Source organism: Nostoc sp. (assembly GCF_036919675.1).
In the GTDB taxonomy this organism is placed as follows: Bacteria; Cyanobacteriota; Cyanobacteriia; order Cyanobacteriales; family Nostocaceae; genus Nostoc.
In genome coordinates this window covers 15,107-38,377 of record NZ_JBALCP010000033.1, presented here as the reverse complement: position 1 = coordinate 38,377, position 23,271 = coordinate 15,107, and the positions used below count along the sequence as shown (strand labels likewise).

Sequence of the window (23,271 nt, the reverse complement as noted above, 5' to 3'; positions counted from 1 at the left end):
CAAAACTCACCTCCGTGGGTTAAATTGATGAAAAAATACGGAACAGTAACATCATTTTAAAATAGAAAAGTTATTCAACTCTGGCACGGAGTGCAGGAGAGGTAAAGAAACTTTCAAATCCAACTTGTCGCTCGTTTAAGGGTTCTAGAGAATCGTTCCAAAGACTTTCATAATAAAAGAAGGTTACGCCTAGACCGCGTTCTTGGGCAGCCCGCACCTGAGACTTAATTTGCCGCATGGGAACTGGATTATTTCGTAACCCTGTCATAATGCCAATTCCAGTTGGAATTATTTGTTGCGCTTCTTGAATTTCTGCGCGGGAAATATTTGCCACAAAACTTTGCAGATTTGGACGATAAACTTGCACAATTAACTCGTCTACAATATTTTGCCGCATCCAACTCAGCCAATCTTGCAGGTGAAACTTGTAAGCCAAATCATAGTAATTGGGAGCAACGGAGAAAATCGCCTGGGGTTTTCTCTGCTTCACAGCTTGGTTAAGTTGTACCATGAACGCCGTAATTTTATCTGCCCGCCACTGTATCCATGCCGCATCTTGGGCATCGGTTGGAGGAGCATTATTGGTTTCTTGGGTGTACAAGGCAACTGTATATTGATCGTAGCCAAATTCGGAGGGCAAACTCATATGATCGTCAAACTGAATGCCATCAGCATCATATTGAGTGACAGTTTCCAGCACGAGATTGGTGATGAACTGTTGCACTTGTGGATGGAAGGGATTGAGCCACATCACCTCACCAGCTGCACTGATGGAAATTTGGCTACCATCCCGCTTTTGTGTGAACCAATCAGGATAATTCAGTGCCAGTTCTGAGGTTGGGGGAGCCATAAAACCAAATTCAAACCAGGGAATTACTAGCAATCCTTTGTGATGGGCTTGGGTAATCAGGTCTGCCAGAATATCATGCCCATCTGAACCTTTGTTGACAAAAGGTTGAATACCTGCACGTTGTGCTAGGGCACTGGGATACATCACATAGCCAGAATTCCACACCACAGGATAGATTGTGTTGAAGTTCATCCGTTGTAGTTCACTCACCGCATCCTGTACTTTATCGCGACTCTTGAGGGTGTCAAAATCATTGGTGGTCATCCAAACCCCGCGAATTTCCTGACGCGGTAACTGTGCGATCGCAGGCATGAAGTTATCTACCAGCAATACCGTAACAAAGGATATTAAAATGAGAATCGGAAAAAGATACTTGAGCAATGTCTGACGACAAGCTGCTGTGCATCTACGCCGCCAACTTTGAACAAGAAAAGGTAATTTCATAGATTTGAATGATGCATTAGCTACCTACACACCCCATTGCTCGCTTTGATGATTGAATCTACTAACCATTCATATAGTCTACAAGTATTTATGCTTACTACAGGATTGATGAGTTGGTAGTTGTTCATTCCCTGCTTATGGAACTTTTGCACCAGAAAAACTAAAGCAGACCTAGCAAAGTTATAAGATGTTTGACGCAGCTAGTAGTCATTAGTGCCCAATGTCTATTGGGCATTGGGGATTGGTCATACTTCATCTGTCTGAACTCCCACGCTGCACGAAGCTAAAGCTACATCTCCCTCAGCCTTTTTCTTTTCTACCAGACGCTGCGCGAACAATTTTGAATTTTGGATGAGTGAATTTTGAATTGATTTCTCCCACGCCCTACCTGTGTCACAATAAAGAACTGTAATAAGAAAAATATTGTTAAGGTAATTTAGTGAGTCCAACTGCTCAATCCACGGCAAGTGCGCGTCGCGTAGTATTTCCTTTTACGGCAATTGTCGGCCAGGAAGAAATGAAACTGGCGCTGCTATTGAACGTGATTGATCCCAAAATTGGTGGTGTAATGATCATGGGCGATCGCGGCACCGGTAAATCCACAACTATCCGGGCGCTGGCGGATCTGCTGCCAGAAATCTCCGTGGTTGCCAATGACCCCTTCAGTAGTGATCCTAGCGACCCCGACTTGATGAGCGATGAAGTCCGCCAACTGTTAGAACAAGGGGCAGAAATTCCTGTAGCTCAGAAAAAAGTCCAAATGGTAGACCTGCCGCTAGGAGCTACAGAAGACCGAGTTTGCGGCACAATCGACATTGAGAAAGCTTTATCTGAAGGTGTCAAAGCCTTTGAACCAGGACTGCTGGCAAAGGCTAACCGAGGCATTCTCTATGTAGATGAAGTCAACTTACTAGATGACCACCTCGTAGATGTGCTACTCGATTCCGCTGCCAGTGGATGGAACACTGTAGAACGGGAAGGTATTTCTATCCGTCACCCAGCGCGTTTCGTTCTTGTGGGTTCTGGAAACCCTGAAGAAGGCGAACTGCGCCCTCAACTGCTCGATCGCTTTGGGATGCACGCAGAAATCCACACAGTAAAAGAACCAGTCTTGCGGGTGCAAATCGTGGAACAACGGGCGGATTTTGACCAAAATCCTCCAGTATTTCTCGAAAAGTACAAACCCGAACAAGAAGCATTACAAGAGCAAATTGTTAATGCCCAACAGCTTTTGCCAGAGGTGAAAATTGACTATGATCTGCGGGTAAAAATTTCTGAAGTCTGCTCTGAACTGGATGTAGATGGTTTGCGGGGTGACATTGTTAGTAACCGCGCCGCCAAAGCCTTAACAGCATATGAAGGACGCACTGAAGTTACAGTTGATGATATCCACCGCGTAATTACTCTATGCTTGCGTCACAGACTGCGGAAAGATCCCTTAGAATCGATTGATTCGGGCTACAAAGTCGCTAAAGCTTTTAGCCGCGTCTTTGGCGTTGAACTACCAGAAAGTGATACTGCACAAAAAAATGGCACAGGTCAAAAGTTAGGGGCTAGGGGTTAGGAGGCAATTAATTTTGGATTTTGGATTTTGGATTTTGGATTGAAGGAAAAATCGAAAATTTAAAATCCAAAATTGGCAGAGTCTAACTCCTAAGTCAGCACGGGCTAAACCATAGCTATCCGCTAACAACATTCAACACTGACTATGAGATTTTGGTCTTTTTGGTTCAATAGCTTCGTTCTATCTAGTCAATACAATCCGCCCAGGTTTGTAGAATTATTGATGCTCTTATTAGCGATCGCTATGCTAGCAATAGCCACTATTTTACCCGACAGACCCTATTTAATCTTAGGCTTGAGCCTAGTAGTTGGGGCATCTATTTCTATCTTAGTGCGGGAAGCGATCGCCCCCTCACCCCAGACGCGAATTACCCAACTAACAGCATCGCTATTGCTTATCATCAGCCTCTATCAATTCGGGGAATTGTTTTACCAACAGTAATACATGCAACTACGGTTATTTATGGAATGTTCTGTTGATATATTATGGCGATCGCACCATAAATAAATCTACACCACATCTTGCACCAAAGTAGGAGCTAGCTAGCAACTCAACTAGATGAATCTGCTCACCCAATTCGTCACATGTTAATATCATTAACCGTTTGCTAACAAGTAATACTGCTTAAAATTCCGTCAAAAATTGAGGTTGCAAACACAAATTTTAAGCCAGCGATGCCAAAGACAAGCCGCTTTGCGTCAACGCGTCATATTTAAAAGCATCGTTCATCCTTACCTGAAAAACCCATTATAAAGATTAATTGGATACTCGATACTATAGATTATTTACAGCGTAATTACTATTGACAAAACAAATTTTTTCTTAACCATTGGTGACAGATTAAGGATTGATCACGAGCTGTGGTTGATTGACACTCGCCTCGCGGGATTTGAGGTTGATATTGGTGCCTCCATTGTTTTTGCTGTGCAGCACAAAGCTAATTGCTGTCGCACCACTAGACTTTTGCGCCTGCACATAGCTGGTAACATCGAATTCGTACCAGATGTACTGCGTTCCATTAAGTGAAATGGGGGTTGGATTCAGTGGTGATGTGCCCAATCCAACCTGATTGTTCCAGGTCATCGTGCTCTCTGACCAGGGCGCACTCACCGCAAAGACATCGAGCGGAATGCTTGTGCCGTCGCTCGTATCGACACAGATGCGTAGTGTCGCACGGCTGATACTGCTGACACCGTTGAGACTGAACGCGAAGTAAGCGTTGCGATTCGAACCAACAGCAGAGGTGGTCTTCACCTCAAGCGTACTGGCAGTGCCAAAGTTGGTGGAGGCATAGATCCCATCGCGGACGTAGGTGTCAGCAGTCGGAGTCAGCACTTTCGGGGTGGTGGCAGGCAGGCCAAAAGCTTGAATGCGGTCAGTACCAACGAAGACCGTTCCGTGGGCAATGGTTGGAGTGCTATACTTACCACCGACTTGAAGCTGCGCCTCATTTTGATGCCAGGTCGTTGGATCGCTCCAGAAGTTCCAGGAATTGGAGCTGTTCCAGAGCAGGGTGAGATCGTTGCCGTCGATTGCATAGAGGATTGGATGCGGTGTGGTCGGACTAAGCAGCGAGGATGAGCGCCGCACATTCGCCGCCAGCACCCAGACGAGCGGGTTATTGCTTTTGTTGCTGGTGACTACCGGTGCGCCGGGCGAAAGGAAGAGCAGATTATTGTTGCTCAAATCGTTGATCAGATAGGGCCAGCGCCCGACGACCCCATTGTTATAGCCACCAGACGGGGAGATCCGCAGCCGCACGATGGATGGTGGCACGCTGTTTATTGTCGCTCCACCATCGCCATCAGTTGTCTTGCTGACACCGGAGATATACAGATAGTTAGTGCTGCCATTGTTAAAATAGGCTGGTGTGCTCCGCATCTTTGCATATTCAGAATTCCCACGCAGATCGGAATCGGGGCCAAAGATATTCAGCGGATGGGCAATGGGCGAGGCAAGCAGCGACTTCTCCGGAGAGCTAGTTGCAGAACGGTTAGTCAGGCTGCCTGGAAGCGACACCCGGTTGACTAGGTACATCGTGCCTTGCTTGCCACCGAAGACAACTAATTTTGGTGCGTCCGTCGTGGCCGGATCAAGGTCGATCGCAACCGGAGAACTGGCAGCAATATCAATATCGCCAATCTCTAGAGCTATATAGTTGGCAGGTGTGTAGCTGCCCTTCAAGCTAGTCAACAGTGAGTCAAATTTGAGCAGCGACTCACCCCAGGTATTGGGGGTAGTGTCATCGTTCGGGTGGTTACTGTTCCCCGTCGTCACATAAACATTCTTGTCGTTGTCGATGCTGACGCCGCCTGCGCCCCACATCCCGCCGTTGACTACCTGGGACGACTGACCGCCGGAGAAGGCGCTGAGGATCTTTGCTTTTGTAGTGTCGATCACGACCAGCCAGCCAGCCGCAGTGTCGTTATAGCCGCCAAACGGAATGTAGAGCTTGCTGCCGAGGGAACTGATATTGAGCGCACCGCGCTGCGACATCAGAGTTGCCGCTTCAAAGGTCGCCTTCCCGTTGCCACCGTTTTTGTTGATGTTGTTTATGTTGAGTGCCCTGTTGTTGATTGCAACACCCGCAGTCAGCCAACCGGGAGCGGTAGTACCGTTACTCAGATTCAGTGCGAAGACACGCCACTCACCCCCTGTGCCGTTGTCAACCACACTTGTGACATAAAGCCGCCCTGGAGAGTAGTTGGTGCGATCGATCACTGGAGTACTCAGGACACCCATCGGGATTGGCCCTTCCAGAAGCGAGGAGATCGGCACGACAACCGGTTTACCCAAACTGGTGTGCCAGAGGATTGTACCAGCTGCAACAGTGCCATTTGCGATCGCATTGACTGCATAGACATCGCCATTATTAGTTGCAGCAAAGACGACGTTGAAGGTTCCAGTGAAAGAACCTGTAGAAATGAAAACCTTATCGGCATAGAGCGGCGTGGCGTAGAGATGCGGCGCGTAGGTGACCCCACTGATAGTTACGCTGTTAAAGCGTGGCGAGTCCCAGAGTCGGCCGAAACCACCGTTGCGAACTACTGCAGGAGTGAGAATTGTCTCTGCATTGTTCCAGCCATGACGTTGACGGTTGCCATGAAACATCAAAGTGTCCTGAGCCTGTACCGGAAGGCTCTGGAGAACTCCGGCAAATAAAAAAGATGTTAAAAGAGAACAATGAATCCAAGACAGCATGGGTAGCTTCCAATTCGATACGAACTATAAAACGGTAAAAGTGTTACAAAGTGAAAAATACTTTTGTGAGGCGCTAAATAAATTTGCTGATTGTCCTTCTATCTTTAGAAATAACAGTCAGGTGTTTGAAATCGAGTAAGTAGGACGGCGTAAATAATTAAAGGTTTGTAGTGTTCGCGTAGCGGACAAAAAAGGGCTGGAGCCGCTTACTACGAACTCAATTGCAATATCAGCAGCAATTGCTACAGGACTCATATTTGATTGATTTTTGAAATACACGTAGGGTGCTGTACTCTCAGCAATAACACAACGCCAGTCCACTCAAGTCGGAAAACGCGCCCACACGGCTGGCTCCCCTACATATACTTGGATTTTTTCACACAATAAAATCGGATTACTATAGCACAATTGATATTGATGAATACGATGTCGAAAAAGTTCTGGAAAATTGGCGTGAGTTTTAATCACTCCAACAAATTGATGCAGCCGCTACTGTCTGTACGATTTTAGCTTCCGCGATTTCTTACAGCAGTTTTCATGTATTTGAACCACATCTGTCGTAGTAGGGGCGCAAGGCCTTGCGCCCCTACCGCGTGGTCTATTTACCTGAAAATAGCTGTAAGCAAGCAAATTTTGGTTAGACTCTATCGCATCTTATAAAACTTTATGCCCCCTAAGCCTCCTTCTAAGGAGGGAATTAGAGTAAGCCTTGTCTGCTATACATGAAAATTGGTGAGAGAGTTGACCTGGGGAACATCCTAGAGTGAAGATAAAAGGGTTATATCTCTTGCCAAAGTACTAAGCACATTTGATATCGCTTCATTTTCTTTCGTTTCCCTGGTTTTGGGGTAAAACGGAGGGTGAGAGCGATACGTATTAACGCGGCAAAAACTTGCAAAAGTATGCACGGATAGCTAAAACGTGCCTGGATGCAGAGGGTTAAACGCGCCGTCGCGTTACACCCCTGTGAAGCGTCAAGAAATAGGCGATTAAATCAAATTTTAAGCGATTTAATCATATATTTTGTAGCAGATACTTGTGGAAAAGCAAATGCAAGGTGTAAATGTTGTTATGAAAGTTGGCGATCGCGTCCGTGTTAAAGATTCGGTAGTAGTGTATCATCATCCTGAACATCGGAGTCAGGCTTTTGACATCAAAGGCACAGAAGGTGATGTCGTAGGTATTGCCACCCAATGGCGAGGCAGACCGGTAAGCGCTAATCTGCCGATTGTAGTCCAGTTTAGTAAAAAGTTTAAAGCCCATTTACGTGAAAATGAGTTAGAAGTCATCTAAATCACTTATCGCCGGCGAAACCACTGGAAAATATTCAGTTCGCCGCGCATTCTTTTAAGCTCTTGCCGATGCTGTTCTGCTGTTGTATAATACCATTCACAATAACGCTGAAACTCTGACCGTGACCGAACTTCGTGGTAGAACTGGTGGGTTGTTTGGTAAGCAGCAAAAGCTTCCTCAACTTGGGGTTGAGGGGATGGCATAATATAAGGTAAATTTTTAGACATAATGTTAATTGAGTTAGGAGTTCGGAGTTAAAAATTCATAATTCATAATTCATAATTTGATTAGAGCCAACCGCGTAAGCGATAAACTAAAGAACCAATGTACTCTTTTAAAGCGCTGGTAAATTCGTGCAAGTTGTCGGTATCAGGTAATAAATTCAGTATAGCGGCTTTGGGAGTGCTGCCGAGTTCTTGCAGTTCACCCTCACTCACAAGAAAGTCAGTGGGTGCAGGAATGGCATTAATTCCTTGACGCTGGAAAATCTGAAGCGATCGCGGCATATGCATTGCGGATGTTACCAATAATACTTGGCGAATGCCACGAGATGACAAAATTTTTTGGACATTTACTGCATTTTGATAAGTATTCAGAGATTCAGGTTCCTGGACAATTGCCTCAGTTGGGATACCAATAGATGTGAGTATTGTTGCCATATCTGCCGACTCTGGTGAACCACTTCCACGCCAATCAATGCGACCCCCGCTGAGAATGATTATAGGCGCTTTTTTTTGGCGATATAGTTGTGCAGCATAAATCACGCGATCGCCTGATTCACTCAAATCGACAGTAGGTCTTGGGAAAAAAGCTGATTTGGTTGCGCCACCCAAAACCACAATTGCTTCTGCAACTGGCATTTGGGCGGGTGGGAGATTTTGCCATTCTAGCGATCGCACTAATGATTTAGCAATCCAAGCATTACTACAAAATAGCAATAAAGTTAGGGCAAAGGCAATTGCGATCGCCGCAGTGAACGGTCGTTTCCACAACGTGACTAATGCTACTACCAAGCTGACGCAGGCTAGTCCTAGTGGATAAAAGAATAGTGGCAGTAATTTGGAAAGATATAAAAACATATTAGGGCATGGGGCATAGTCAGAGGACTGGGGGCTAGGAAAGAAGCAGGGGGCAGGGGGCAAGGGAGTGGAGTTCAAAGACTCATCAGCGAGTATTAAAGACTCATTCACGGAGTTCAAAGACTCATTCACGGGTATTAAAGACTCGTCAGCGAGTATTAAAGACTCATTAACGGAGTTCAAAGACTCATTCACGGGTATTAAAGACTCGTTGGCGAGTATTAAAGACTCGTTGGCGAGTATCAAAGACTTGTTCACGAGTATCAAAGACTCGTCAGCGAGTATTAAAGACTCATTCACGAGTATTAAAGACTCAGCCCCAATGCCCAAATACAACTCTTGGAGAGGCTGCGCCAACGGCTTCTCTACGAGACGCTCTTGCGTTCGCTCAGTACAAGTGCCCAATGCCTAATATTACTTTTCCCAAAACTTGAAATTGAAACTACTTCCAGGAGTGCGACGGTAACGGCGGGCGGTTCTTCTTGTTTGCCGTTTGTTGATCCTCTCGTTCGTTGGTTCAACTTCGCCCTCTTCTGATTCTTCAACTTGCAACTGAGTTCTAATTTCTTCCTTACTTCCCCACCAAGCAGTAATCCAGCCTCCAGCTAAAGCGCCTAATCCACCTAGCAAGATACTCATGGGTGCTGGATACCCTAAATATACAAAGCCAAGCATGAAAAATAACCAGTATTTCAGTCCTGTATCAACGCCATCAGAAGAGGCTACAGTTGGGGGCTGGGCGCTATTACTGGTTAAATTTGTGATCCAGGTGAGGATGAAACCCCCCATGATTCCTAAGAAGATGCTCAGGGCTGGTGCAGAGCCGGTCATTATTAATATAAATGTTAAAAATGCCCCAAATAACAGCTGAGAAAAGAAGCTGGGAGAAATACTGAAAAAGTCGTTCTTTTTGTCTGGCATAGGATAAAAAAACCTATTGGGGAATTACTAATTTTAATTGTGCCTGTTGTGGTTGAGTTGTATCCAAAATCTTTACGTAGGATTGTTCTTCTTCAGTGAAGGGTTCAGCTTGTTTCAGTTGTGAGGCTAATAAATCGGCGGTAGCATCAGCGATATCACCAGTGCGGTTATTCAGACGCTCTTTTAGAACTTCAAGGGGTGCTGTGCATTGGATAATCTGAAGGGGAAGTTGGTGCTTCGTAGCTTGAGCGATCGCTTCTTGCCGTAACTGCTGTTGATCATACTTGGCATCCAAAATCACTGAAAAACCTTGTTGAGCCAGGATAATTCCCAATGACAACAGGCGTGTGTAGGTTTTTTCGGTCATCTCAGGTGTATACAAATCATCGCCACCCTTTTCCCACAGGGGAATTCCCCCTAAATGTTTCCGCACCGCATCAGACCGAAGGTGAATCGCTCCCAGTTGACGGGCTAAATACCTTGCTATGGTACTTTTACCAGAACCCGACAACCCCGACATCAAAATCAGTTGTCCCAGTTTTGGTTTAGTGTACTCCCAAGCCTGTTTGTAATAATCAGCGGCGGTTTTTGTCGCTTCTTCCTTTTCTGTCGCAGGTACACTCGGATCGTCTAGCAAAAATGAAGTTACCTTTGCTCGAACATAAGCCTGACGACTCAAATACAAGGGCAGCACCTGTAAACCTTCCCAGTCTCCAGTTTGCTCTATGTAGGAATTCAAAAAAGCATTACCTAAATCTTGACGCCCCCGTGCTTCCAAATCCATCACCGTGAACGCCACATCGTACATGACATCAACAAACCGAAACGGCTCGTTAAACTCAATGCAATCGAACAGCAAGATTTTATCGTGCCACAGCGCAATATTTCTCAGGTGTAAATCCCCGTGACATTCACGAATATAATTGTTGTGAATTCTGCTAGCAAATAATTCTGGACGTTCTGCAAAAAAGTTATCTGTATAGGTTGAGTCGATGGGGGATATTATTCCCCGCACCTCTCAATTAAATCTGGGCGTGCGACTTTCACCGCACCCAGCTTCCGATGTTCTCAGCTTGCGCTTTTGCTCATGTGCTTGTAATCGTGGCAACTCTCGTGAATTGCTTCAAGATTATTTTTCTTCCAGTTGGCGTGATTTCTGTCGATGTGGTGCAGGTGAACCCGTTCTTCATCGAAAAATTTCAGACCGCAGGAAGCACATTTATGGCTTTGCTTTTTCAGGGCTTTAGAGGTTTCACCGTCGTAGAGCTTACTTTTACGTTCGCTCCAGTAGGCTATATCACCGTCATAGGGGGATTTTATTCCTGACACCATGACGTGTTTATTTTCGGAGTAGGGAACTGCTGGAAACGCCTTATCTAGTAATTTCTTGCTAGAGTAGCGGTCTTTCTTGGCTTCCTTATTAAATACCGTGTATGTTCTTTTCTGAATGTGGTACAGGGAATTCCTGGAGCCTTCCATCTTGCAGAACTTATGGTAATTTCTCCAGCCTCTAACTACCGGGGCTAATTTCTCAGCCTTTGTGGTAGCACCATAATTCGAGTTGTTGACGATGTGTTTTACTTGTCTTAGGAATGCTTTGTAATTATCCACTGAGGGAACACTTCTAAATTTTCCGTTTTTCTGGACTTTAAAGTGCCAGCCGAGGAAATCGAACCCATCTGTCGCGGCGGTAACTTTGGTTTTCTTTTGGCTTACATTCATTCCGCGTTTACGGAGAAACTCGCTGATTCTTTCAAGTATCTCTATCGCGTTATCTTCGGGTCGAAGTATAATAACCATATCATCCGCATACCGGATTGATGGTTCTCTCCACTTTCTCCATTTATCTTTGTGTCTGTGGATACTCTCAATCCCGTTGAGCGCGATGTTAGCTAGTAGTGGGCTAACTACTCCCCCTTGTGGTGTACCCTGTTCGGGGAATTCTGGGTTAACTCCTGCCTTGAGGCATCGGAAAATACCGAGTTTTAAGCCTTTCGGGGCGATGAGTTCATCCATAATTGCTGAGTGGTTAATCCGGTCAAAGCATTTTTCGATATCGAGTTCTATAACTCTTTTATCTATTCCGTTACTTTGTGAGCGTAGGTTGTCAAAGATGTGCTTTTGTGCATCATGGGCAGAGCGCCCAGTTCTAAACCCGTAGCTCCTGGCGTGGAAAGTGGCTTCGTGTGCTGGCTCCAGTGCATATTTTGCAAGGCATTGCCAAGCTCTGTCCGCGATGGTAGGTATCTTAAGCATTCTGGTAGTCCCGTCCTTCTTAGGGATGGGAATTTCCCGTAGTCCTTGATGCTTCCAATTTCCACTATTCATTTTCAGTAGTTCTTCAAGGTTGAAGCGTTCTTCAAATGAGAGGGATTTCTTACCATCAATGCCAGCCGTCTTTTTACCAGCATTTAGCTGAGATACTTGTCTTATTGCAAGAAATCGAGCCGAGGTTGATTTTAGAATAAGCTTTTGGAGTAACCGGGCTTTCCGCTTGTCTCCAACTTGAACAGCTTTCAATACGCGCTTTTGAAGGCGGAAAAGATTTCGGCGGAATTTCTTCCACGGTAATGCTCTCCAAGATTCACTAGTTCTGTAACTGTGTCTAATCATTTTCTCTTCTGGAGTTTGTATTTTCTGAACACCTCAGACCAATTACGGTCTGTCCTACCCGAATTGTGGGGATTCCTCCGCTCGTCTGGGCTACTTGGGGTTCGACTGCCCCTAGACCGACAATTCGTTTTTATTCGTTCCCTCGGAGAGATTGATTGTTCCGTTAGGTGTGGTCATTTCAACTACTGGATTCCCTTGACTCTTGCCGTTATTAAACAAAGATGCGGCGGGAATTAATTCTCCAGTGAAGTCAGGGATTTTGTGTTACGCCCTGCTTGAAACTAAGTTGTTTTTCTTGACCCGGTTTCACCGTGGGAACTCCCTATTAGCGCCAGTGTCAACCCGCAACGGCTGTCTGATTGCGCCCTGTTCCCAGCTTCACTCTACAAGAACCGAGCTTGTTCGGTGTGGGCAGTTAAGGAGTCAAATCTGAGTCTGATTGGTAGGGCTTTCACCTACATCTGACCGAGAGTTCAGCCTTTGATGACAGTAATCTGCTGTCGGGCTGGATTAGTTATTTACGGATTGATTACCGTGATTCACTAATCAACGAATCGCACTTGCTTTGTTTCTGTAAACTGCGCCTGAGTTTGGGGACCACCAATATACTTCTCAGTTTGCTGATAATTCTCGTCAAATGCAGCCTGGACTTTTGGCACTTCACCAAAACTGCGAATATAATCATTCGTCTGTGCTTGGGCATGGTATTGAGCCACGACCCGTCCCAACTCTTCTAAATGTGTCTCATTTAAGTTACCCTCTTCAAAAAGTGTACTTAATAGCGACTCTTGAGGAAACTGGCGCATCTTCAACGCATATTCTACAGCCTCAACCGTTCCCCCTAGCTGGTATTGCTCTCCTACCTGAGTTATGGGCAAAACTTCTAAATACAGTTCACCAGCACCCCGCTGATTTAACCGCAACTCTTCCTGAGAAAAATGCTGCCGCTTATCTAAGGTAGAAAAGTCCAAAAAGCCAAAATTCACAGGTTTTTTCAGCTTATAGGCGTAATCTCCAGTTAACAGCACATAAGAAATGTGGGTTTGAATTAGTTGAATGGGTTCTGTTACCGCATGGGGATAAAATCCCGGTTGCAACATTTGCTGAATTAAAGCTGGAAGAGTCGCTTCTGTCATCTCTTTCCTCTATGCTCTCTGCGCTTATGCGGTTCAAATACGAAAAACCAGGAGTTTCCCCCTGGCATCATCAAAAATTATTACACAGTTTAACTAGCTTACGAAGCTGTCTCTGCCTCTGTCTCTGCCTCTGCCTCTTCAGCATCAGCGTCAATTTGCGGTGGCAAAACGCTGACAACAAGTCGCTCCAATTCCGCTAAAGGTGTCACACCTTCAGGAAAGGGTATATCACTAATACTCAAGCTGTCTCCAATTTGCAGGTTAGAAACATCGATTTCAATTACATCTGGGATATTCTCAGGCGCACAACTCACTTGCAATTCCGTGACAACAGTATCTAACACACCACCTTCTTGTTTAACACCAACTGGATTTCCCACAAAACGCAAGCGTACTTCTACAGTGGTGTCGCCGTGACCAGCAACCGCGAAAAAGCTGAGGTGGTAGGGCGTACCTTTTGCGGGATGGAGCTGAAGTTCCCGTAGCAGGGCGTTGCCGCGCCAAGGTACATCAGTAATGTTTAAATCAATCAAGGTGTTGTTGACTGAAGCTCTCTTGAGCAAGCGCTCAACAGTTTTGGCATCAATGGTCAGAGAAATTGACTCTGTACCCTTGTGACCGTACAAATTGGCAGGTATCAGTCCAGAACGGCGTAAAGCTCTGGGCTTGCTGCCTTCTGGGCGTTTTTGAGATTCGACTGTAATAGCCATAGAAGTTGTTAGTTGTTAATTAGAGTTAGGAGACGCGATTAATCGCGTCTTTACAGGAGTTTGGAGTAGAGACGCGATTAATCGCGTCTTTACAGGAGTTTGGAGTAGACGCGATTAATCGCGTCTGTACAGGAGTTTGGAGTTTTGATTTAATTACTCACTCTTCACTTTTAACTGTTAACTCCTTCACTCTTAACTTTTAACTAAGCACTTAGCAAGGTAGCAGGTGTGCCGTCGGCCTGCAATAAAGCGCGTTTGGGCCCGTGGATGGGGTCTTCTACGATTATGGTTTGATCGCGGCTAGCTCCTAGTGAGACGATCGCGATCGGGACTTCCATCAATTCAGCGAGGAATTTTAGATAGTCCAGTGCTTGCTGTGGCAACTCTTCTAGGGTGCGGCAGTGAGTTGTTGACACTTGCCATCCTGGTAAGGTTTTATAGATGGGGCGACATCTGGCAAATTTACGGGAACTGGTGGGGAAGTGTTCGGTGCGATCGCCATCTATGTCATAGGCGACACAAACTTGGATTGACTCTAATTCATCGAGGACATCCAGTTTGGTGAGCGCCATACAATCCATGCCATTAATCCGCACGGCATAGCGACCGATGACGGCATCAAACCAGCCACAGCGCCGTTTACGTCCGGTGGTTGTGCCAAATTCGGCACCGCGATCGCACAACAATTCTCCCAACTCTCCATCCAATTCGGTGGGAAATGGCCCCTCTCCCACTCGTGTCGTATAGGCTTTCGACACCCCAATTACTCGGTCAATCATTGTCGGCCCTACACCTGTACCAACGCAAGCCCCCCCGGCCACAGGATTAGAGGAGGTGACATAGGGATAAGTTCCATGATCTAAATCCAGAAGCGTGCCTTGTGCGCCTTCAAACAAAATATTGCGCCGTCGCTGAATCGCATGGTATATTTTTAACGATGTATCAATAACGTAAGGTCGCAAGCGTTCTGCATAACCCAGATATTGTTCAATCACCTCTTGTGCATCTAGAGGCGGCAAGTTGTAAAGCTTTTCTAAAATGACGTTTTTATAATTAATCGTCCACTCCAACTGCTCACGTAGCCCATCGGGGTCCATCAAATCTAAAACTCGAATGCCTGTACGTTCAGATTTGTCAGCATAAGTCGGCCCAATGCCCCGACCTGTTGTGCCGATCTTATGGCTTCCACGTCGTTCTTCCGATGCCTGATCAATCAACCGATGATAAGGCATGGTTACGTGGGCTGTCTCAGATATCAGCAGGTGGTCAGTGGAAATATTTAATTCTTTTAGTTGGTCGATTTCTGCGATCAAAATCTGTGGATCGATGACTGTTCCACAGCCGATAATGCAATCGGTATTTGGATACAAAATACCAGAGGGAATCAAGTGTAGTTTAAAGGTCTGACCTTTTACTACAATCGTGTGTCCAGCATTGACACCCCCTTGGTAACGTACTACAACATCTGCTGAACGGCTGAGTAAGTCAGTTATTTTACCTTTTCCTTCATCGCCCCATTGGGCACCTATGACAATGACGTTAGCCAAGAGCTTATATTAAGAAGTAAAGTTTCCACAAACTATAATTATTAACATATTGTTTGAATCATGTCAAGCTTATTCCAGAATAACTTTGCTGTTCTCAATTCAGTTAAAAGCGCGGTTACAAACCACACGCGAGTTGCAATAAGAGTGGCTCGCCGGACGCCAGTCGCTCATGGGGAGCCACTGCGATGGACGGGTTAAGAGGCATAAAGGAGGCAGTGCGCTCGGCGGTTGGTCGGCGACGCAGGTTCGACTGCATAATCGCGGGTAGGTTGTAGGACGCGTCGAGCGATCCTACATCGGTGCCAGGCGCAACAATCTTGTCGATCTGGTCGAGAACCTGGTCGTCTAGGATGACCTCGGAGGCCGCGAGTAAATCGTCGAGGTGCTCCATCTTGCGCGGAGCGATGATCGCCGACGTTACGCCGGTGTGAGCCATCACGAAGGGCAATGCCATGTGCATTAGCGACAGCCCGGTTTCCTCTACTATTGGAATAAGTCGTTCGATCGAGACTACATCACCATGGGACCGGGCCGTCCTCGTCTGAGAACGTGCCCGTCGGACCGTCCGCACCGATGAGCGCGAGGCGGACGGCTTCACGTGCGCCCTGTTCGACGGTGCGCGTGCCCGCGAAGTTGTTGAGAGCCGTAGAGGTGAAACCGGGGCACGCGGCGTTGACCTTGATGCCTGTCGATTCGAGGGCAAGGGCAAAGGCGAGCGTCACTGCGTGAGCCGCCGATTTCGACACTGAGTAGTTGCCGAACATGGCGCGGTGCGGGTTCGCGGGGTCTGAGTTTAACGTGAGCGAGCCACCTGAGCTTGCGGTATTGACGATGCGCCCAGCTGGCGCTTCACGCAGGAGCGGCAGCATCGCTTGCGTGACGGCAATGACGCCGAACACGTTCGTCTCGAACACCGCGCGCACGTCGTCGAGAGGCGCGACGGTCAGGAGACCGGACTTCGCGCTTTCCGCGAACTGCCCGCTCTGCTTGGGCGCATGCGATATGCCCGCATTGTTCATGAGCACGTCGAGGCGGCCGAACTCGTTCCGGATGCGCGTCGCTGCGGCATCGATGGAGGCCTGATCCGTGACGTCAAGCTGGACGGCGTGGGCATCCGCGCCGATGCTCTTCGCCGCGGTCTCCCCATCCTTGAAATTACGCGACCCGACGAGCACGGTGAAGCCGTGCGCCGCGTGATCCTTCGCGATTTGAATACCGATTCCTTTGTTGGCCCCGGTGACCAGGGCGACGGGTTTGTCCTGCATAGTAATCTCCTTTTTTGCATCGATGTGTGGTCTACGCCGCTGTGCTGTGCTAAATTGGCTCAAGCGGAACTACATTCCGCATCATACGGAACAGTGTTCCGTATTGTCAAGTGGAGAGTGAAAATGAGCAAGAAGGCGGACGGGAAAAGTGATGACCACGGGCGCGAAGCCCCGAAGTCCCGACCCTTGCGTGCCGACGCGCAACGGAATACGGACGCGTTGCTGGCAGCGGCGCTGGCGGTGTTCGCCACTTCGGGAGTGGACGCTCCTGTACGGGAGATCGCCGTCAAGGCGGGTGTCGGCGTGGGCACCGTGTATCGCCATTTTCCGCAACGCTCGGACCTGATCGTGGCGGTCTTCCGTCACCAAGTCGACGGCTGTGCTGACGCCGCACCGATCCTGGCGGCGGAATATGCGCCGGGCGAGGCGCTGGCTCTTTGGATGCAGCGCTACGCGGACTTCATCGCGACCAAACGCGGACTTGCAACAGCCTTGCACTCTGGAAACCCGGCATTCAACACTTTGCCCACCTACTTCGATAAGCGACTCAGGCCCGCGCTACGAGCATTGCTCGACGCAGCGGCTAGAGCGGGTGAGGTGCGTACCGATATCGAGCCAGACGACCTACTGAGAGCGGTTGCGAGCCTGTGTATGTCGGCTCACGACGACCAAACCGACTACGCGCGCCGCATGGTTGCTCTGCTCGTCGACGGGTTGCGATACACCGCCAGCCCATCGGTGAACACGCCTTCCGAGCGCGAGTCAGTTGGCTCGGATCTGAACACGACACCGACCGACAGGCCAGATCGGTTGTAAGCAACCACACCGCAGCGCGGAAGCAGGGAAGGTATAGGACGTATGGCCGATTGCGAGATGCGTTATCAGTCAAGCGAATGATACGAGTTGATCGAAACCTTGCTGAGGCGTGTCAAAGTTGACTGGCCGGTTGCCTCTTGCGGTCATACCCATCGCGGCGGTCTTAACGTGCTTTGTTTTTCCGTTTTCTGAGACGACCCCTGGTAATGCCTCCCGTGATGCCTCGCTTGGCGAGATGCCAAGTATGGGGTGAGGGGAGAACTGCGACCCGCAGCGCGACCCATACGCACGCGAAGAGTTGGACAGCTTTTTGGACGATTTCTTCTAAGAATTCCGGCTTATCCCGGTAATCTGTTCTTAAATTATGTAACAATTCAGGCGCTGTTTTTATACTAACTAAAATTATAAAACCCTCTTGCAATAATGCTTTCAGCTATGTATGTACATGGCTAGCGAAGCTGATTATTTTTCTTCTCGATTTTCTTATCTCGGTTTTCTGTTCCATTGATACTCACACCCCTAATCACGTCGTCAAACTTACCAACGACCAATTTTACCAACTGTCTGGGGATAATCCTGATGTCAAATTCGAGCGCAACGCCAAGGGAGAATTAATTGTAATGCCAGCAACGGGGGGAGAAACTGGAAAATGCAATGCCAAGCTTACTACACGGTTTATTCTGTGGAACGAACAAACCCAATTTGGAAAAGTATTCGACTTTTCCACTTGCTTTAAACTTTCCCCAATCGTTCTCCCGATGTATCCTGGATACAATTACAAAGATGGAATGCACTAAGTACTGAATAGCGCGAGAAATTTCCTCCCATCGCTCCTGATTTTGTTTTAGAGCTAATCTCCATTTGATAGTTTGAGCGAGATGCAAGCCAAGATGGGCGAATATACGGATGCAAAAGTGTGACTTGGTTAGCTAATTTTTCAAAAAACACGTCGAAATTTATACATAATGACAACCAAAAGAAGTATTAGAGTCCCTCACCAGCTTGTCTGGAGAAGATATATTACCTGGTTTTGTTTTGGATTTACGGATAGTGTGGGGTTAATTACAATTCCAAACAATAGACGTTGCAATCAAACGTCTCTACAGATGTGATTGATAGGAAAATTATCTGAACCTAACTGCATTGGCTATAATACTGCTAAAAATGAATTTATATTAAAAATCAGCGGATTTATTTATGACTATTATGTATAAATCATCATCCCCAACAATCCAAATATTTACAACTTTAACAGATTGTATTTTGTTACCCGTGCTATCAAAATCCTTAAAATATTCTCAGTATTTGTTTTTAATCTTTAATCTTAATTGATGGAGGTCATCTGCGGCAGAAAGGGCGATCGCATGATCAAAAAATGGTATCGAGTTCAAAAGCTGAAAGCAATATTTATCCTAGCATTGGCAGTTGTATTGACTAATGCTGTAGTCTCCTATAGCAACACTGTTAAGCTGATTCACAATCAGCAATGGGTGACATCCTCCTATGAAGTTATTACCCAACTTGAAAGTATCCAATCTCTACTCAAAGATACTGAAACTGCACAACGTAATTACCTAATTACAGCAGATGCAGATGATCTACAAACCTATCTTGCAGCCTATCAACAAACTAATAGCAATATTCAGATTCTCAGAAATTTAACTACTGATAACCATCAAAAGCAGCAGTGGATTTCTTTGCTGGAGCCAAAAATTACTAACAGGCTCAACATTCTGCAACAAGAAATTTACCTCAGACAAAACCAGGGATTAGAAGCAGTTCGGCAGCAAATATTATCTGATAAAGACAAGCAAATCGGCAAAGGAATCCAGCAGCTAATTCACGACTCTTTAAAGGCGGAGCAAAATTTATTACAGCAGGGAATGCAGCAGTTACAAGCAAGTTCCCAAAAGGCGATAGTTACATTTTTTATCGCTGCTATTGTGGATTTGGTGCTGGTGACGCTGCTGTATGACTTGTTGTGGCGTTATATCAGGCAACTTCAGCAGACGGAACTGACCCTACGCCAAAGCGAAAATCGTTTACGAGCCATGATAGATGCAGAACCAGAATGCATCAAGTTAATTGCCAGGGATGGCACCCTTTTAGAAATTAATGCCTACGGGCTGGCAATGATGGAAGTGGAAAGTGCTGATGTCTTGATTGGTAAACCAATTGATGCCGTAATTGTGCCAGAGTATAGAGCAGCCTTTGCCGACTTGCATAAAAGTATTTGCCAAGGTAACAAGGGGACTTTGGAGTTTGAAATCGTTGGATTTAAAGGCACCCACCGCTACATGGAAACCTATGCTGTACCATTGCGTAACGAATCTGATGGTACATTTATCTATTTGGCACTGACGCGAGATATAACCCAGCAAAAACAGGCAGAACAGAAAATCCGTGAACAAGCTGCGTTGCTAGATGTATCAACTGACGCGATTCTGGTGCGAAATATCCATAACGAAATATTATTTTGGAATAAAGGTGCTGAACGTCTGTACGGCTGGAAAGCTGAGGAAGTTGTGGGTAAAGATGTTTTGCAAGTTTTATATAAAGAGATTTCACCACAGGTAGAAGATGCTTACTTAAGGGTGATGAATACGGGTGAGTGGCGGGGTGAGTTGCATCAACTGACAAGGGAAGGTAAAGTAATTATCGTTGAAAGTCGGTGGACACTGATCCGAGATGATAATGGACAACCCAAATCCATCTTGAGTGTGAACACCCAAATTACGGAGCAGAAACAACTGGAAGCTCAACTTCTGCGATCGCAACGTTTGGAGAGTATCGGCACTTTAACTAGTGGCATCGTCCATGACCTCAACAATATACTATCCCCAATTTTAATGTCAGTTCAACTCTTGCAGAAGAAATTGCCTGATTCGCAGAGTCAGCAAATACTGCAAACTTTAGAAAATAATGTTAAACGTGGCGCTAATTTGCTCAAGCAAGTGTTATCTTTTGCGCGGGGCATCGAAAGTAAACAGACAATTGTCCAAATTCAGCCATTGATGGCAGAAATTGAGCAAATTATCGCTCAAACATTCCCTAAATCCATCATTTATCAAACAGATATCCCCAAAAATCTGTGGAACGTCTGTGGAGACACAACTCAACTACATCAGGTGCTGATTAATTTAGTAGTCAACGCCCGCGACGCTATGTCCAATGGCGGCATTTTAAGGATTGCGGCGGAAAATGTGGTGATTGGTGAACATTCTACCCAGATAAATATTGATGCTAAAGTGGGTTCTTATATTGCGATCGTAGTGACAGATACTGGTATGGGGATGTCGTCGTCAGTCCAGAAACAGATTTTTGAACCATTTTTCACTACTAAAGAGGTAGGCAAAGGTACAGGTTTAGGACTTTCCACGGCGTTGGGTATCATTAAGAATCACGGTGGTTTTGTCAATGTTTACAGTCAGATAAGTAGAGGGACTCAATTTACAGTCTACTTGCCTGCCTCAACATCCAGAGACACACATTCGCTCTCTCAAGAATTGGAATCGGTTATAGGAGATGGCTAATTGATTTTGCTAGTGAAACTATCACAAACTACAAAAATCCTATCAACCAAAACTTTCTGCCCATGTTGGAAATTGATTAATAGAAACAAAAAATATTAGTTAATATGATACGCCGTTATCACTATTCTCTTGTCTGGACTATATACAGATTCGACTCTTGGGTATTCGTTATGAATCCACCATACTTTTATTCTATTAGACTGTGCAGGTGCGCTACCTGAGATTGAATATCCTGCCTGAGTCATTAAGGTTTCAAAAGTATTTGAGTCGAGAACTGTACAATTAAAAGCTGTTATCCCCTGTATTTGATGTCTGTTTAGGGTCATAGCTACCCTGGTAAGTTGTAAAAATTCTATATCCTGGTAATACTAAAGCAATTCCAGTTAACTCGTGAATTTTACCGGGATATTTATAGGGAATATCATCTGGTACGCTCCCACCAATGCGAAAACTAAAACCAAGTAACCATATATACAAACCAGGTAGTAGTAAATCCATGCTATATGCGATCGCTCTCATTGCCTCATTTTCTTTGAAAGAAGCACAATTTCTGGCTATAGCTAATTTTTTGGAAATATTTTTCAGGTTTGTGGTTTGTAACATGGTCTTAATTTCAATCCCCAATAGGGATTTAGTAAGTTTCAAGCGTTTCAATCCCTATGAGGGATAGGTGTTTTGCAACATCCTAATTCTAACAAATGGGTAACATAACGACTTGGAAATCTTTGCTAACAAACGGGTATTGTTTCAATATCCTGAATATGGGCTTGTTCTAAATCACTCACAACGGATCCAAGACTGCTCGGTTAAGCCTAAAAAATCACTTCGGTGTAGGTTGGTTTGAGGAACAAAACCCAACATTTTCAGGGATTTGTTGGGTTTCACTCCGTTCAACCCAACCTACAAATCTTTTTAACCGAGTAGTATTGACAATGGATTTTGGTTGACTGTTTATAACTAAAACATCATCTAATCCAAGTTAATCGCTTATTTTTAAGCTTAAAGTATTTCAATTAAATCAACTTTGTTTGAGCTAACCACAAATGAGTTTAAAAGTGAGAAAAATCAAACTACTGGCTTTGATATTAATTAGTTTTGCAATGGTGTTGTGGTTTAATTTGCGTTCCTCAATACCGTCAATACCAACTGTTGCATCTTCACAATCAAAAACTATCCGCTACTTTGAGCGCACTTTGCCCCAAAGCATCGCTCACATCCTGTTAATTCCAGCTAATAGCAGATTTTTGGTAACTCCTGCACTATCACAGAAAGTAGCCACTATAGAGGAATTTGCCCATAAGCATCGAGCCATAGCTATCTTGAACGCAGGCTTTTTTGACCCAGCCAACCAAAAATCTACATCATATATTGTCATACAAGGGAAGTTAGTAGCTAATCCCAAGGAAAACGAGCGGCTGGTGAATAATCCCAACTTAAAACCTTACCTGAGTCAAATATTCAATCGCACAGAATTCCGCCGCTACTTATGTGGGCAAACTATCCGCTATTCGATTGCCCTACACAGTCAGTCACCACCAGCAGGTTGTCAGTTAGTCGATGCCATAGGCGCAGGCCCACGCCTGTTACCAGAACTCACCTTAGTAAAAGAGGGCTTTGTGGATAATGCCAATAAACGAGATGCACTTGGTAGCAACCAACCCAACGCCAGAACTGCCGTGGGTATCACCCGTGATGGCAGCGTTGTTTTAGTTATGGTGGCTCAAAAACCCTCGGTTTCCGCGAACTCTGGGGTGTCCTTGCCAGCATTAGCTGATTTGATGAAAACCCTTGGTGCTGATAAAGCGATGAATCTGGATGGAGGGAGTTCGTCTTCGCTTTATTACAATGGCAAAACCTTTTACGGGAAGGTTGATTTGGAGGGAAATCCTATCAAGCGTCCCGTGAAGTCAGTTTTGCTGGTTCAGGAAAACTAGTATAAAACGTTATCTGAGGGAGCAAATCTTTACTTTCACTCTTAATTCCAAATTTGCACAAGTATTTATTCCGCTCACAGCCGTGACAGGGAACGTCAGGCAGATACACTAGGCACACGCCTAATTGTTGTCACTGGCTTGCATAATTTAATGGTGACGTTAGAAAAACAAAAAAAAATGCTCCTCCTAGTTGATTATCTTCTCACCCAGGTGGTAATAAACGAGTTAGTGATTTAGAAAATCTCATTATCCGTAGTAGTTACAACCGTTATGCCTATAAAGGAGTCGGGCATCATGCAGAAATTCAAGCACAGTGAAAAAGCTACTTGAAGAGAAAAAAGCAAGAGAGGAAAAAAATAGCCTTT

At 45.7% G+C, this 23,271-nt stretch carries 18 protein-coding genes and 2 pseudogenes; 7 read left to right on the top strand and 13 right to left on the bottom strand.

Features of this window, described 5'->3' with window-relative positions:
• Positions 1-70: 70 nt before the first annotated feature.
• Entirely contained in the window at positions 71-1,294 is a 1,224-nt protein-coding gene (locus tag V7K49_RS05105) for a glycoside hydrolase family 10 protein (RefSeq protein ID WP_335204749.1), read from the bottom strand.
• 439 nt (positions 1,295-1,733) lie between these two features.
• Between V7K49_RS05105 and bchI the strand changes: the two genes are divergently transcribed.
• Positions 1,734-2,858, top strand: a complete 1,125-nt coding sequence (gene bchI, locus V7K49_RS05100) for a magnesium chelatase ATPase subunit I (RefSeq protein WP_335027218.1) — start codon at positions 1,734-1,736, stop codon at positions 2,856-2,858.
• Positions 2,859-3,002: 144 nt separating this feature from the next.
• On the top strand, positions 3,003-3,299 hold the full coding sequence (locus V7K49_RS05095) for a hypothetical protein (RefSeq protein ID WP_273767702.1): 297 nt from the start codon (positions 3,003-3,005) through the stop codon (positions 3,297-3,299).
• A 399-nt stretch (positions 3,300-3,698) separates the two neighbouring features.
• Here V7K49_RS05095 and V7K49_RS05090 read toward each other — a convergent pair whose 3' ends face one another.
• Positions 3,699-6,059: a CBM96 family carbohydrate-binding protein gene (locus V7K49_RS05090; protein WP_335204748.1), complete on the bottom strand. Its 2,361-nt coding sequence runs from the start codon at positions 6,057-6,059 to the stop codon at positions 3,699-3,701.
• 1,071 nt (positions 6,060-7,130) lie between these two features.
• Between V7K49_RS05090 and V7K49_RS05085 the strand changes: the two genes are divergently transcribed.
• Positions 7,131-7,352, top strand: coding sequence for a ferredoxin-thioredoxin reductase variable chain (locus V7K49_RS05085; RefSeq protein ID WP_442942239.1), 222 nt, complete (start codon positions 7,131-7,133; stop codon positions 7,350-7,352).
• A 5-nt stretch (positions 7,353-7,357) separates the two neighbouring features.
• Here V7K49_RS05085 and V7K49_RS05080 read toward each other — a convergent pair whose 3' ends face one another.
• From V7K49_RS05080 to V7K49_RS05035, 10 genes and pseudogenes are all read right to left on the bottom strand, one after another.
• Positions 7,358-7,579 carry a hypothetical protein gene (locus V7K49_RS05080; RefSeq protein ID WP_094329446.1) on the bottom strand — a complete coding sequence of 74 codons (222 nt, stop codon included), beginning with the start codon at positions 7,577-7,579 and terminating at the stop codon, positions 7,358-7,360.
• A gap of 60 nt (positions 7,580-7,639) precedes the next feature.
• Positions 7,640-8,431, bottom strand: coding sequence for a YdcF family protein (locus V7K49_RS05075; protein WP_335204805.1), 792 nt, complete (start codon positions 8,429-8,431; stop codon positions 7,640-7,642).
• Between the two features lie 414 nt (positions 8,432-8,845).
• Positions 8,846-9,352: a hypothetical protein gene (locus V7K49_RS05070; protein WP_335204747.1), complete on the bottom strand. Its 507-nt coding sequence runs from the start codon at positions 9,350-9,352 to the stop codon at positions 8,846-8,848.
• A 13-nt stretch (positions 9,353-9,365) separates the two neighbouring features.
• Positions 9,366-10,334: pseudogene (locus V7K49_RS05065) on the bottom strand (bifunctional aminoglycoside phosphotransferase/ATP-binding protein); the annotation flags it as partial.
• A gap of 86 nt (positions 10,335-10,420) precedes the next feature.
• The gene (locus V7K49_RS05060) at positions 10,421-11,965 is read right to left on the bottom strand and encodes a group II intron reverse transcriptase/maturase (protein ID WP_335204746.1); all 1,545 of its coding nucleotides are present in this window, start codon (positions 11,963-11,965) and stop codon (positions 10,421-10,423) included.
• Between the two features lie 560 nt (positions 11,966-12,525).
• A pseudogene (locus tag V7K49_RS05055) lies at positions 12,526-13,101 on the bottom strand (adenylyl-sulfate kinase); the annotation flags it as partial.
• 98 nt (positions 13,102-13,199) lie between these two features.
• Positions 13,200-13,811 (bottom strand): 50S ribosomal protein L25/general stress protein Ctc, encoded by a 612-nt coding sequence (locus V7K49_RS05050; RefSeq protein ID WP_334865698.1) that lies wholly within the window; start codon positions 13,809-13,811, stop codon positions 13,200-13,202.
• Between the two features lie 203 nt (positions 13,812-14,014).
• The gene (locus V7K49_RS05045) at positions 14,015-15,358 is read right to left on the bottom strand and encodes an adenylosuccinate synthase (RefSeq protein WP_334865700.1); all 1,344 of its coding nucleotides are present in this window, start codon (positions 15,356-15,358) and stop codon (positions 14,015-14,017) included.
• Between the two features lie 115 nt (positions 15,359-15,473).
• Complete coding sequence (locus V7K49_RS05040; RefSeq protein ID WP_335204745.1) at positions 15,474-15,929, bottom strand: aldo/keto reductase; 456 nt, start codon at positions 15,927-15,929, stop codon at positions 15,474-15,476.
• Entirely contained in the window at positions 15,874-16,623 is a 750-nt protein-coding gene (locus V7K49_RS05035) for an SDR family NAD(P)-dependent oxidoreductase (RefSeq protein ID WP_335204744.1), read from the bottom strand. The genes V7K49_RS05040 and V7K49_RS05035 overlap by 56 nt, the downstream gene beginning before the upstream one ends.
• 123 nt (positions 16,624-16,746) lie before the next feature.
• Here V7K49_RS05035 and V7K49_RS05030 point away from each other — a divergent pair, with 123 nt between their 5' ends.
• From V7K49_RS05030 to V7K49_RS05020, 3 genes are all read left to right on the top strand, one after another.
• The gene (locus tag V7K49_RS05030; RefSeq protein ID WP_335204743.1) at positions 16,747-17,439 is read left to right on the top strand and encodes a TetR/AcrR family transcriptional regulator; all 693 of its coding nucleotides are present in this window, start codon (positions 16,747-16,749) and stop codon (positions 17,437-17,439) included.
• Positions 17,440-17,828: 389 nt separating this feature from the next.
• Positions 17,829-18,236 (top strand): Uma2 family endonuclease, encoded by a 408-nt coding sequence (locus V7K49_RS34525; protein ID WP_442948638.1) that lies wholly within the window; start codon positions 17,829-17,831, stop codon positions 18,234-18,236.
• A gap of 534 nt (positions 18,237-18,770) precedes the next feature.
• Positions 18,771-20,972, top strand: coding sequence for a PAS domain S-box protein (locus V7K49_RS05020; protein WP_335204742.1), 2,202 nt, complete (start codon positions 18,771-18,773; stop codon positions 20,970-20,972).
• A 282-nt stretch (positions 20,973-21,254) separates the two neighbouring features.
• Here the strand turns inward: V7K49_RS05020 and V7K49_RS05015 are convergent, their stop codons facing one another.
• Complete coding sequence (locus tag V7K49_RS05015; protein ID WP_335204741.1) at positions 21,255-21,575, bottom strand: hypothetical protein; 321 nt, start codon at positions 21,573-21,575, stop codon at positions 21,255-21,257.
• A 452-nt stretch (positions 21,576-22,027) separates the two neighbouring features.
• On the opposite strand from V7K49_RS05015, the gene V7K49_RS05010 reads away from it, so the two are divergent.
• Complete coding sequence (locus V7K49_RS05010) at positions 22,028-22,906, top strand: phosphodiester glycosidase family protein (RefSeq protein WP_442948637.1); 879 nt, start codon at positions 22,028-22,030, stop codon at positions 22,904-22,906.
• Positions 22,907-23,271 lie beyond the last annotated feature (365 nt).

Bases quoted from the DNA above. Each gene is read 5' to 3' on its own strand.
- V7K49_RS05020 (WP_335204742.1), top strand. From the start codon at position 18,771: ATGGAGGTCATCTGCGGCAGAAAGGGCGATCGCATGATCAAAAAATGG.
- V7K49_RS05070 (WP_335204747.1), bottom strand. From the start codon at position 9,352: ATGCCAGACAAAAAGAACGACTTTTTCAGTATTTCTCCCAGCTTCTTT.
- V7K49_RS05080 (WP_094329446.1), bottom strand. From the start codon at position 7,579: ATGTCTAAAAATTTACCTTATATTATGCCATCCCCTCAACCCCAAGTT.
- V7K49_RS05030 (WP_335204743.1), top strand. From the start codon at position 16,747: ATGAGCAAGAAGGCGGACGGGAAAAGTGATGACCACGGGCGCGAAGCC.
- V7K49_RS05015 (WP_335204741.1), bottom strand. From the start codon at position 21,575: ATGTTACAAACCACAAACCTGAAAAATATTTCCAAAAAATTAGCTATA.
- V7K49_RS05060 (WP_335204746.1), bottom strand. From the start codon at position 11,965: ATGATTAGACACAGTTACAGAACTAGTGAATCTTGGAGAGCATTACCG.
- V7K49_RS05075 (WP_335204805.1), bottom strand. From the start codon at position 8,431: ATGTTTTTATATCTTTCCAAATTACTGCCACTATTCTTTTATCCACTA.
- V7K49_RS05035 (WP_335204744.1), bottom strand. From the start codon at position 16,623: ATGCAGGACAAACCCGTCGCCCTGGTCACCGGGGCCAACAAAGGAATC.
- V7K49_RS05085 (WP_442942239.1), top strand. From the start codon at position 7,131: ATGAAAGTTGGCGATCGCGTCCGTGTTAAAGATTCGGTAGTAGTGTAT.
- V7K49_RS05090 (WP_335204748.1), bottom strand. From the start codon at position 6,059: ATGCTGTCTTGGATTCATTGTTCTCTTTTAACATCTTTTTTATTTGCC.
- V7K49_RS05095 (WP_273767702.1), top strand. From the start codon at position 3,003: ATGAGATTTTGGTCTTTTTGGTTCAATAGCTTCGTTCTATCTAGTCAA.
- V7K49_RS05050 (WP_334865698.1), bottom strand. From the start codon at position 13,811: ATGGCTATTACAGTCGAATCTCAAAAACGCCCAGAAGGCAGCAAGCCC.
- V7K49_RS05105 (WP_335204749.1), bottom strand. From the start codon at position 1,294: ATGAAATTACCTTTTCTTGTTCAAAGTTGGCGGCGTAGATGCACAGCA.